Source organism: Natrinema gari JCM 14663 (assembly GCF_000337175.1).
Classification (GTDB): Archaea; Halobacteriota; Halobacteria; order Halobacteriales; family Natrialbaceae; genus Natrinema; species Natrinema gari.
The window spans coordinates 1-10369 of record NZ_AOIJ01000010.1 but is presented as its reverse complement, the minus strand read 5'-3'; the positions used below and the strand labels follow the sequence as shown (position 1 = coordinate 10369).

Genomic DNA, 10369 nt, shown 5'->3' with positions numbered 1-10369 from the left:
GACGACTAATGTGGTGGATCATCGCGAAGAAACTGCCCTTCGGGTACACAGGCCGATTCATCCTGTGGCTCGTGGTCATCTACGGCGGCTATATCATCGCTGCGGGGGCGATATAGATGGACTCGGAACGAGTCCTCGTCGTCGGTCTCGTCCTCATCCTCGCCATTTCCGGAGCCCTTGTTACGGGGGTAACAGCATCTGTGGCTCAGGATGGCGATCGCGGGGCTGAGACTGACTCGGCGACCACGGACGGCTCCAAGAGCGACGGGAACGAAACCCAGTCCGTCGCGATGGAACTCGATCCGAATACGCGGATTCTCGATTACCGATACTATTCGGAGAATAAAACACTCGAGGTCGATATCGAAACCCGCGGCGACACGCGCGAGCGGGTGATTCTTGTCGAGCGGACCGAAGCCGGATCGGAGTCGTTTGTATTCGAGCAGCGGACGATCCGCGGCGGCGAGACATCGACGATCGTGCTCGAGGGAGTGAAAGATCGCGGCGGCGACGATGCCGTGCTCGTGGCGTCCGAAACTGGGCTGGAGAATCAGGACGCCGAGTGGATCCCGACCGGCGAAGCGTGGGGGCCGTGGGCGGGTGAAATGGCGACGTGGGCGTTCGCCCGGATCGCCGGACTCGGTGGCGCGATTGGCGCGACATCCTTCGGCGTGTTCTACGGCTGGCATCGGCACGCAGACAGCTCTAACAAAAGCGAGGACGCGCTATGATCCGAGATTTCGACCCGTCAGAAACCGGACCGATCGATCTGGCCGACGAGACCATCGACGCCGTGCGGCAGCGACCGGTGTGGCAGCCGATTCTGGCGTTCGCACTCGCAGCCGGGATCTGGTTTTATTTCGATCTCTCGGTGCCGGTCGAACTGTGGATCCTACTGTTCTCGGCGATCGGTGGCGTCGCCGTCGCAGCATTCCCGATCAAGAAGGTCATCGACTGGCTTCGGACCGACGACGACGAGATCCTCGAAGCAGTCGACCCGCGAGACGGCCAGAAGCAGATCAAGGCCCTCTCGCCGGATCGGTTCGCGAATCTCGTCGTGATCGACCAATCCGGTCGCGTGCGCGACACGGACTACCTCTACGACGAGTCGATCAACGGCCGGCAGACCTACGAGTGTGATTACTACCTCGAGGAATCGAACATCGCCGTTGCAAGTTGGATGGCCGGGGCTTCGAACAGCGACCTCCGGCGGCACAAACGCGGCGTCGACGCGATCAAGCGCCGACTGTCGATCGAGGCCGAACGCTCGCTTGATGAGCTGATCGAAGCGCCCGAAGCGATCCGGCAACAGGGATCGGCGGCGGTCAACCGAATCGTCCGGATTGCAGAGGGCGAACGCTCGCCCGGTGACGAGGGGTCGGTTGCAGAGACGATGACCGATATCGTCGAGAACGAGCAGGATAACGTCGACTCGATTCTCGAGGACCGGACAATCGGCGATCTCGAAGACGAGATCAAGCAGTTGCGAGACTCGACCTCGATCGAGGTCGACGACGTTCGCGACGACGAGGACAGCAGCGTGGATCCTGTCGAGAAAACGCTCGAGGAAACGCAAGGAGGAGACAATGGCGAGTAAGAAACCCCAAGAGACGACCCACGACCTCAGAGGGCCGATGCGGGAACTGCGTGAATACGCGCGTGGCGCGCTCGATGTTCCACACTCGGACGTCGACCGGATCGCCGGGCTGATCGAAGACGACGAAGTCCTCGATCTCCTGCTATTCGCGGCCGCGGAGTACAAACCGGTTGGCGACATGCCGCCGACGTTCTGGGAAACCGAATTCGCGAAAGAGGTCATCCAGAACAACGCAACGAAGATCGCGACGAAGGCGATTCGCGAGGGCGACCAGTCGGTAGTGTCCTATCTCACTGGGATCCCATCCTACTCGCGCGACGTGAGCGGGATGGACGGCGCGGACGCACTCGAGGACTACCTTCTCCATTCCGAGCCCTGCAAGGTGATCTATCTTGCAGCGCTCATGGGGAGAGGGAAAACTGGATTCGCGGTGCGATGTATCCAGGCCGTCGAGCGACACTACCGACGTGCCGCGAAGGTTGCAGAGGAAACGGAGGGGGTTGATCCCTCGGACGTTCCGGTGCCCGAAGTCGCGACGAATTTCTACATCGATGTGCCCGAGGAGGCCCGCATCGACTGGAAGCTGATCGACAATTATCCAGAACTCGAGGTCTGGATGGAAAAGGGATCCCACGACGATATCCGGTGGTTCTGGTTTGACGAGGCCAGCACGGAGCTCACCGCCCAAGACGGCGAGAACGCCCAGATGGTCGTCAAGAAGATGGGCGGGATGGTCAAGAAGATGCGGAAGAACGGCGTCGACCTCGGAACGATCGGTCACGACCGCGGCGACGTTCACATCCTCATTCGAGCGATGGCTGATTTCATCGACAAGGAGTCGCTGAAAGAAGTCACCGTCTACGAGGGGATCAAAGACAGGGNCGTTCACATCCTCATTCGAGCGATGGCTGATTTCATCGACAAGGAGTCGCTGAAAGAAGTCACCGTCTACGAGGGGATCAAAGACAGGGACCCGCACAACCCGATGTTCAGCTTGCGCGGGATCCCCGACGCGACGTGGGGCTACGACACCGAAGACATGGCCGACTGGGAATGGGGCGACGCCGAGGAAGTCCCGAACGATCTCGAGGACGAACCCACGGAGATCCGCAACGAGCGCGTTGCGATGTACTACGAGAACGTCGATACGCTGACCTACGACGCCCTCGCGGACGTTCACGGCGTCGATAAATCGACGATCTCTCGGTGGGTCAAAGACGGCAAGCAGAGGCTCGAGAGTGGCGATTCTGAGACGTATCCAAGCGCTGCAACAGCAGGTGCAGATTGATGCAATCGAGCCAATCCCAAAATCGCAAGGCGGCGTCGCATTTCGGAGGATATTGCGTTTCGTTGCACCGGGGACTATGCGCGAGGCGCGTACGCGCGCGTGTAGCCCCGGAGGTGTCCGAACTATGACATACAACAAATACGAGGACGATTCGAGCATGACAGAGCGCATCGAGGGGCTCGTGACGCAGGTCATCGAGCCCGACGAACGCGGCCGGTTCGCGATTCCCGCTGAAATCCTCGATGGGATCGCGGACGATGAGGACCTGATCGTCGTCGCGACCGATCCCGATCCCGCGTGGGCGCGGCGCGTGTTCGACATCCCGATTTTCGGATCGATCGCTCAAGGCGTGGTTGGGATTGTCGTATCACTGCTGGCGTTGCTCCCCGGAATCGATCGCGACCGGTTCGAAACGGCCGAGGGAGTGGCCGCGGCCCGTGGGACGCTTGCCGAAGGCGAGTGGGTCACGCTCGAGGTGCGGGACGCGGTCGTCTCGGAAACGGCGGCCCGCGGCGACGTACTCGAGCGCGAGGTGCACCTGCGCGAGATCGTGGATGTGTGCGAGCGATCCGACGAACGGCCGACCGAGTCCACAGCGGACGCGGCCGGCGTCGGAGTTAATCGGGGTGAATCCGCGTGAGCGCCGACGCCGATGCGGGTGGCGAGGACCTGCTCGGGCAGTCCGTCGATGAGGCGTTCATCGAACGGATGCGGGAGAAGTTGCTCGCGACCGCTCGCCGGGCCGGGACCGACGGCGACGACCTCGTGGAACTGACCGACGAGTTCCAGACCGAGGCCGGGACGCTGGCCTACGCCTACGACGGGGTCGATCGAGATGCGCTCGAGGCCGAGATTCTCGACACGTTCGACGAGGCAATCGTGTTGCAAAAAGAGACCGCAAAGGACGTTGACGACCGGACGCTCGCCGAGCGTGTCCAAGACCGCGTCGATGAGTTCATCGCTCGCGTGCTCGGCAGGGGCGTGGGCGAGAGTGGAGACGCCGACGGCAGGGACGACGGCCGCGTTGGTGCGATGGAGGACGAGGAATCGTCCGGGCCCGAGCCCGAATCGGAGACGGTCGGGAGTCCCATCGCAGACGAGGCCAGCGCGCCCCCGGCCGCGGACCCGGACGCGGAGGACGTCGTCGGGCGCTCCGACGAGGACCGGATTGCAGCAGAGCTCCGGGCGCTCCGGGACCACCGGATCGCCGCGCTGTACGAGCAGACTGGGCTGACCCAGCGCGAGGTCGCCGAGTCGTTCGACGTGACGCCGGCCACCGTGTCGCGGGCCGTCAACCAGCACGCCGACCGGGACCTCGAGCGTGACGCCAGCGGTCCCGAGGAACCGGACGCCGATATCGCCGGTGCGCTGCCGGAGGGCGATCGGGGAGAGGATCGGGACCCGGACCCCGAGTGTTTCCACTGCGGAGGGTCGGTCACTCGAGAGGGGATCGACGAGGAGACGCCGATCTGTGCCGACTGTGATGCGATCGGAATCACGCCCGGACTCGCGCGAGCCGCCGACGAGATCATGGACGATCCCGAGGGCGAACTCAACAGACGGGTGCAACGACTCATTCAGGCCGGGGCGTTCGACGAGGCGGAGGGGACACCGTGATTGACGAGGTAATCGAGGCGGCGGTCGGCTTCGCGATCGGCGCGCTGGCCGTCGCCGTGGTCGTGTCCACGACCGGGTTGACGACTATCGAGGCGGGCTTGACGCTGGCCGTCGGCCCGGTGCTGGCGGCAGCCGCACTCGAGGGCCTTCGGTGAGATTCTTCTTCAACGGGAGATAAAGGCAGGTTGAGTCGGGCGACTATTCAGTTCGATCGATTACGCTCGCGCCGGAGAGGATCAGTTGGGAGTGGCCCGTGCCATCAACCGTGCCGGCGACGCGGCCGCGGGCTAACAGACACGAACGTTCAGTCTTGGTGTGGATGGACCCGCGGGCGCACGAGAGACAGCGAGTGGTCGCCGGGTCAATCTCGGTTCCGGCGATCGTCACCAGGACTTCGACGCGATGGTTCGGTCGGAGACACGCCCCGCAGCAATCGCAGTGGCCGAGCTGGCCGACGCCGATCGGAATCCCCGACAGCAGGGCGTCCTCGAGCGAGGGGGTCATCGGTCACTCCGTGGGATGCACGTGGCTTTGGCGCGCTGGATCTCGAGGAGTTCCCGTTCGATTCGGGACTCGGGCCACGGGTCGAGACGGTCGTCGGTTCGGTCCCGTCGCTCGGTGGGGTGGATAGCGGCCATGCTATCGTTCCTCCCCGATTCGGGGTTCGTCCGGTCGCCCGGCCACCGACGCACGGAAGTTCAGCGGTTCGCCGTCGAACACGGCTGTCGGAAGGACCGCCGTCGTCGGTTCGGGTTCGATCACTGCGTAGTCGATCGTCCCCCAGTTGTCGGGACCGATCTCACCATCAACGGCGGAGGTCGGCACCTCGAGTCGGTCGGTCTCGGTTTCGATCACCGACGCTTCGTAGACCCGTTCGACGGCCTCGGTGCTCTGGGGTTTTCGATAGGCGACATGCAGGCGGTTGCGCTCGGCGTGGCCGCCGATCGCATTCGGGTCGGACTCGAGGCGGTATTCGTAGCAGACTTTGGCGGCGTAGAAACGGTCGTAGCCCTCGAGATCGTGTTCGTGGCGACCGAGGCGGAGCCAATCGGCCGGGACAGCGTGATAGGAACGGTCGCGTCGGAGNCCTTAGACCGGTCGAAAGCGTTGGCCCGCTGTTGTCGCAGCGGGCCGGGATTCTTCCCGACGAACCAACGCTTTCTAGTTACATCTCTAGACAGCGATCCCCATAAGTGTACCGGACCAGTCGGATATTCTACGTGCCCTAAGATGGCTACCGGGGAGCGATTTTATAGAGAAGGTACCAGATATAGTATCTATTTCTCGAGTGGTGATGGCGGCCCCCGAGTACGGGCGCTTGGCGTCCATGAGTCGGCTCAGAAACAGATCGATAGACGGGCGAATCCCGGTGGTCGCGCACAAGAAGCGTCGCGTCTATCGGACCGTCCCCAATTTGCGTGCAGCGCCAGCCGAAACCACGATATCGCGCTCACTGAATTGAACGCCGCCGCCGGCAACGTCGTCGATCAACTCGGCCAGTGACTCGAGATAGTTGCGGTTTCGGTCCTCGCGAACCGTGAGTGTCGCTTTCCCCTCGTGTTCGGTCGCTCGGTTTGCGAGATACGCAAAAACGAACTGCTCGCGCACGTCGCCGGGAGCGGCCTCGAGATAGTGCGGCAGCGAGAGATGTTGATTGGCCTTCGGCCCGACCGGCGCACCGAGCGTTGCGAGTACACGACCGAGAACGGCTCCATCCGCTGTCGGGCGGGCTTCGTCCGCCCGGCCGTCGCGATCGGCGACCACCTGGAACTCGACGCCGGCCAGCTCGAGTGCGGCGAGAACGTGGCTATCTTCCCCGCGGTGGTTCAACGCGAACGACGGCTGGTAGTTTTCCGCAGCGATCGATCCGCCCGAAAAGACGTTCGCGACGAGCGTATTCAACGCCGTAAATTCGGGGTCGTCGTAGGTTGCCTCGAGCCATCCATAGTCGCGGGCGGTCTCGAGCCCGCGGACGACGTCTGGTTTCGCGCCGTCGAGCCACGGGCGGATGCGGCCACGGGGTAACTCGAGTGTCGAAGCGGCCGCACTCGACCCTTTCGAGGGGTGCTTGCTCGCGTACTTCATAACTCGGNGGTAGTCCTCAACGGCGTCGTATGGGTCGCTGTAGGATGGTGGATCGTAGGTGCGCGCGAGCGCACGCTCTCCGATAAGAGACGTGGCGGCTGTCATGGGATGGTGGTACACTCGAGTCGTCAAATTTCCACCGTTTTGGAGAGGGAATAGCTAATCGCAAGACGGCGTCGCTTCAAGGGGTGGCTGGAACCCGGATAGCACCCGCTGATTCTCAGTTTTGAAAGCCTTTCATGTCGTTTGAACAGTCACGGTCCCCTACCTATATATGGTCCCGGCTTCCTTCGTGCTATTAGCATCGGTGACGGCGACTCGAGAAAGCGGGGATACGCGGGTGGTTCCAATCCCCCGATCCGCAGTCCTCCGTTTGGGGAGGGTGCCAAAAAGCTTTCTCACCGTTCACGGCCGGTGCGTGAGAAAAACATGGATTTGAAACCATACGCGAACAAGCTGGTTGGCAACGATACCGAACGTGCAGTCTCTCCTGTTATCGGGGTGATACTCATGGTCGCCATAACCGTGATCCTTGCGGCCGTGATCGCCGCGTTCGTGCTGGATATGGGTGGGAGTGTGAGTCAGGAAGCACAGGCGGGCGTGAGTATTGAGGNGGACGATGCGAATAACCAGACCCAGATCGAAGTCACCTCGATGGGGAATGCAGACTACATCAACATCACAGGGAGTAGTGGCCTGAACGAAGGAGAGGTTCGGAATATGCACTCGGTTGGCGATGTTCAAACGCTCGACCACGACGGGCCGAATCCTGCATTGGAGACTAATGGCACTGTGAGTGCTGTCGCTGTCATCAACGAAAGTGACACTTCGACGCAAGTTGCTAGTGAAGAGTGGGACTTCTTCGAATAATTGACTGCGGACCTAACAATCAAACATGGATCTAAACCAATATAAAGCGAAACTTGTTGGCGACGATGAACAGCGCGCGGTATCCCCTGTCATTGGGGTGATACTCATGGTCGCCATAACAGTCATTCTGGCAGCTGTGATCGCGGCGTTCGTACTCGACCTCGGCGGCAGCGTCAGTCAGGAAGCCCAGGCCGGCGTCAGTATCGAAGTCGACGAAGGGAACGACGAAATTCAAATCGAAGTGAAATCGATCGGAAACGCCGATCATGTGAACATCGCCGGCACTGTTCGGAACGAGAGTGCTGTGTCCGACACTCACGACATGTATATGGACGGTTCAAATAACGAACAATGGAGTTTCGTTAGCGGCCATATGAACGAACTCGGAGTGGGTGACGTAGTCACGATTAGGGGTGATTCCAGTGCAGATGTCCATATGGGAAGCGACGCTCCTGACAGTGGGACGGTAACTGCCGTCGCTGTCATTGAAGAAGACGATACGACGACGCAGGTTGCCAGCGAAGACTACGACCTCGACTGGTCGTAACACCTCTGGCCATTCCGATTTTTGACGTGGTAGGTGCGTGAGTTAGTCCTCCGAGTCTACCAGCCGCTCATATCAGACACATCGGACATTCGCCCGAAGCGTCTTTCCTACTGGTGTGAGATAGGCCAGACAATGAGCCTTATATCGAATCGGCGCGTCCTCCGCACGGAAATCCCGCCGGAGGAGATGCATTTACGCGAGGGGCAGATCGATCATCTCCGATCGGTCCTCGAGCCGATCCAGTACGGCCAGCGCGTCGACGGCGCGTTCATCTATGGTCCGCCCGGCGGCGGAAAGACCCACGCCGCACAGATGCTCGTCCGACGACTGAAACAGGCCGCGGATCATGTGCGCACGACCCACATCGATTGCTGGAACCACAATACGCACAGTGCGATCGTCACGCAGTTGCTCGAGGGGCTCGGTGGCGTCGCAGCGCCGAGCAACGCCGCCGGCTACGCGCTGATGGATCAACTTCGGGACAATCTCGAGAGCCCCTATGTCGTGATTCTCGATGAAGCCGATCAAATCGAGGACGACCGCACGCTCTACGAGCTGCATGAGTGCCCGCGCGTGAGCGTGATCTGCATCGCGAACGACTACGGCGAGTTCTTCGACCCGCTCGATATGCGCGTCGAATCACGCCTGAACGCCTACCAGCCGATCGAATTTCCAAAATACAACAACGACCAACTCGAGACGATTCTCGAGGGGCGGATTCGAAACGGTGTCCGACCGGGCGCGGTTCCCGATAGCGTGGTCGCGACGATCGTCGACGTGAGCCACAACGACGCGCGCAAGGCGATCGACAATCTGCGGAAGGCGCTCGACAGGGCCGACGCTCGCGGGCGCGATGTCGTGACCGAGGCGATCGTCCGTGAGGTCGCGCCGGAGACGGAACGGGAGTTGGTCGAAAAGACGTTCAGTAAATTGACCCGCCGGCAGCGCGTCCTCTATGAGATCCTGGTCGAAGACGGCGGGCGGCTATCGATCGGCGAGGTCTACGAGCAGTTTCGCGAGCGGTACGATGCTGGCGACGGAGACATGCCGACTCAGCGAACGGCAAAGCGACAGTTGAAGAAACTCAGCCACTACGATATCATCGGCTGGGCGGGTGAAAATAGCGCGAGGCGGTATTGGGCGGCGACCGACGAGTTGTATCCTGACGCGACGGCCGAGTAAGTCGATTCGCTACGACTCGGACAGTAGTTCGCCGACGTACTGATCTTCCCCCTCCCGACGCGCTTCGATCTCGCGCCTGCCGCGAGCGGTGAGTGTGTAGAAGTTGGTTCGGCGGTCGGCGGCTCCTTTCTCGACGAGGCCCTTGTCGACGACCTCATCGAGATTCGGGGACAGCCGGCCGTGGTGGATCTCTTTTTCGTAGTAGTCCTCGAGTTCCTCTTTGATCGCGAGGCCGTGGGGGTCGTCCTGACCGGCGATCGTGTAGAGGAGGTCGCGCTGGAAGCCTGTTAAATCGTACATATCGGTACTGTGTTCTATCAGAATAAAAGGGTGCCGAGAACAGAATGGGGGCAGGAGGGATGTGGGTGCCTGAAAAATGAGTGAGTCTGTCCGAAGTTACTCGGCGTCGGACAGCTCGTCGCGAACCGTTTTGCGCACGTAGGATTCGAGATCGGTGCCGATCGCCTGCTTGTAATCGAGTCCGTCTTGGGCGGCGGGCAAAATTGCCTGTGGAACGGTGTTCGCGGCTGGGTAGGTTGTCATGAGTTCTTCGACGAACTGTTCATTGGTCGATACAGTGTGTCTCGCAGTCGTTTCGTCGCACATTGCAGTTGATATCAGTATCCCGGGAGAATAACACATCTGGGTATTCCCGTGGAGGATGTATAATTAATTCTGTATAGTCGTTATCATTGATACGGGATTATGGGAATTAACGCAAATCCTCACACCGCGGCAGTAATCGTGGGTAATATCAGCTATATATGGCTATCGCCAAATCATGTTGGACATGGTGACGTATCGAATCAGCAACTCAGGGGGGGACCGAAATGGAGCGGTGGCGCGGAGGGAGGATGAAACAGCACCAAGATAGGACAACTTGCGGCCGGATTAGGCGTCCCCTACGTCGTCGCGCTCGAGGTTGGTCGCATCGACGTCCCCCTCGAGATATTCACGGCCAAGATCGGTTATCTGAAAGTGAGTATTGTAGTCGGGGGGCCGTTCGATTAGACCGTAAGCCTCGAGATCGTCTACGGCGCGGGAGATCGATGAGCGTGATGGGTCGAGTTCGATGTCAAACACGCTCACCGGAGCGGCGATACCGTGCTCATCGAGAAACTCGAGAACGGGGTCGCTTGCTTTATTCATCCAAGCACCCCGTTTTCGTCGCATGATTCGGAAA

The 10369-nt window shown here is 60.7% G+C and carries 15 protein-coding genes; 8 read left to right on the top strand and 7 right to left on the bottom strand.

Going from position 1 to position 10369, the window contains the following annotated elements:
• The first annotated feature begins 116 nt into the window (after window positions 1-116).
• The 5 genes from C486_RS00335 to C486_RS21250 all read left to right on the top strand — a co-directional run bounded on the left by C486_RS00335 (window position 117) and on the right by C486_RS21250 (window position 4657).
• Complete coding sequence (locus tag C486_RS00335; RefSeq protein ID WP_008451661.1) at window positions 117-731, top strand: hypothetical protein; 615 nt, start codon at window positions 117-119, stop codon at window positions 729-731.
• On the top strand, window positions 728-1597 hold the full coding sequence (locus C486_RS00330; protein ID WP_008451659.1) for a hypothetical protein: 870 nt from the start codon (window positions 728-730) through the stop codon (window positions 1595-1597). Before C486_RS00335 ends, C486_RS00330 begins: the two co-directional genes overlap by 4 nt.
• Before the next feature lie 1412 nt (window positions 1598-3009).
• A complete protein-coding gene (locus tag C486_RS00320; RefSeq protein WP_008451656.1) occupies window positions 3010-3525 on the top strand; it encodes a hypothetical protein in 516 nt (171 codons plus the stop codon).
• Window positions 3522-4502: a helix-turn-helix domain-containing protein gene (locus C486_RS00315; protein ID WP_008451655.1), complete on the top strand. Its 981-nt coding sequence runs from the start codon at window positions 3522-3524 to the stop codon at window positions 4500-4502. Before C486_RS00320 ends, C486_RS00315 begins: the two co-directional genes overlap by 4 nt.
• Window positions 4499-4657, top strand: a complete 159-nt coding sequence (locus C486_RS21250) for a hypothetical protein (protein ID WP_160164280.1) — start codon at window positions 4499-4501, stop codon at window positions 4655-4657. The genes C486_RS00315 and C486_RS21250 overlap by 4 nt, the downstream gene beginning before the upstream one ends.
• Window positions 4658-4700: 43 nt before the next feature.
• Here C486_RS21250 and C486_RS00310 read toward each other — a convergent pair whose 3' ends face one another.
• The 4 genes from C486_RS00310 to C486_RS00300 all read right to left on the bottom strand — a co-directional run bounded on the left by C486_RS00310 (window position 4701) and on the right by C486_RS00300 (window position 6692).
• Window positions 4701-5006 (bottom strand): hypothetical protein, encoded by a 306-nt coding sequence (locus C486_RS00310; protein WP_008451652.1) that lies wholly within the window; start codon window positions 5004-5006, stop codon window positions 4701-4703.
• On the bottom strand, window positions 5003-5140 hold the full coding sequence (locus C486_RS21455; protein ID WP_169316566.1) for a hypothetical protein: 138 nt from the start codon (window positions 5138-5140) through the stop codon (window positions 5003-5005). Before C486_RS21455 ends, C486_RS00310 begins: the two co-directional genes overlap by 4 nt.
• A 1-nt stretch (window position 5141) precedes the next feature.
• A complete protein-coding gene (locus C486_RS21870) occupies window positions 5142-5357 on the bottom strand; it encodes a hypothetical protein (RefSeq protein WP_008451651.1) in 216 nt (71 codons plus the stop codon).
• A gap of 540 nt (window positions 5358-5897) precedes the next feature.
• Window positions 5898-6692 carry a hypothetical protein gene (locus tag C486_RS00300; RefSeq protein ID WP_008451649.1) on the bottom strand — a complete coding sequence of 265 codons (795 nt, stop codon included), beginning with the start codon at window positions 6690-6692 and terminating at the stop codon, window positions 5898-5900.
• A gap of 324 nt (window positions 6693-7016) precedes the next feature.
• Between C486_RS00300 and C486_RS00295 the strand changes: the two genes are divergently transcribed.
• From C486_RS00295 to C486_RS00285, 3 genes are all read left to right on the top strand, one after another.
• Window positions 7017-7457, top strand: a complete 441-nt coding sequence (locus tag C486_RS00295) for a type IV pilin (RefSeq protein ID WP_008451647.1) — start codon at window positions 7017-7019, stop codon at window positions 7455-7457.
• A gap of 25 nt (window positions 7458-7482) precedes the next feature.
• Window positions 7483-8004, top strand: coding sequence for a type IV pilin (locus C486_RS00290; protein ID WP_008451644.1), 522 nt, complete (start codon window positions 7483-7485; stop codon window positions 8002-8004).
• Window positions 8005-8136: 132 nt separating this feature from the next.
• A complete protein-coding gene (locus tag C486_RS00285) occupies window positions 8137-9186 on the top strand; it encodes a Cdc6/Cdc18 family protein (protein ID WP_049909956.1) in 1050 nt (349 codons plus the stop codon).
• 9 nt (window positions 9187-9195) lie between these two features.
• Here C486_RS00285 and C486_RS00280 read toward each other — a convergent pair whose 3' ends face one another.
• The 3 genes from C486_RS00280 to C486_RS00270 form a co-directional block, all read right to left on the bottom strand.
• On the bottom strand, window positions 9196-9486 hold the full coding sequence (locus C486_RS00280) for a helix-turn-helix transcriptional regulator (protein WP_008451640.1): 291 nt from the start codon (window positions 9484-9486) through the stop codon (window positions 9196-9198).
• A 96-nt stretch (window positions 9487-9582) separates the two neighbouring features.
• Window positions 9583-9729 carry a hypothetical protein gene (locus C486_RS21245; RefSeq protein ID WP_160164279.1) on the bottom strand — a complete coding sequence of 49 codons (147 nt, stop codon included), beginning with the start codon at window positions 9727-9729 and terminating at the stop codon, window positions 9583-9585.
• Between the two features lie 348 nt (window positions 9730-10077).
• Window positions 10078-10369, bottom strand: a 292-nt coding sequence (locus tag C486_RS00270; RefSeq protein WP_008451636.1) for a MarR family transcriptional regulator, incomplete at its 5' end; no start/stop codon positions are given.

What these genes read in the sequence shown, in the direction of transcription:
- C486_RS00335 (WP_008451661.1), top strand. Translation starts at nt 117, where the DNA reads ATGGACTCGGAACGAGTCCTCGTCGTCGGTCTCGTCCTCATCCTCGCC.
- C486_RS00330 (WP_008451659.1), top strand. Translation starts at nt 728, where the DNA reads ATGATCCGAGATTTCGACCCGTCAGAAACCGGACCGATCGATCTGGCC.
- C486_RS00320 (WP_008451656.1), top strand. Translation starts at nt 3,010, where the DNA reads ATGACATACAACAAATACGAGGACGATTCGAGCATGACAGAGCGCATC.
- C486_RS00310 (WP_008451652.1), bottom strand. Translation starts at nt 5,006, where the DNA reads ATGACCCCCTCGCTCGAGGACGCCCTGCTGTCGGGGATTCCGATCGGC.
- C486_RS21455 (WP_169316566.1), bottom strand. Translation starts at nt 5,140, where the DNA reads ATGGCCGCTATCCACCCCACCGAGCGACGGGACCGAACCGACGACCGT.
- C486_RS00290 (WP_008451644.1), top strand. Translation starts at nt 7,483, where the DNA reads ATGGATCTAAACCAATATAAAGCGAAACTTGTTGGCGACGATGAACAG.
- C486_RS00285 (WP_049909956.1), top strand. Translation starts at nt 8,137, where the DNA reads ATGAGCCTTATATCGAATCGGCGCGTCCTCCGCACGGAAATCCCGCCG.
- C486_RS00280 (WP_008451640.1), bottom strand. Translation starts at nt 9,486, where the DNA reads ATGTACGATTTAACAGGCTTCCAGCGCGACCTCCTCTACACGATCGCC.
- C486_RS21245 (WP_160164279.1), bottom strand. Translation starts at nt 9,729, where the DNA reads ATGACAACCTACCCAGCCGCGAACACCGTTCCACAGGCAATTTTGCCC.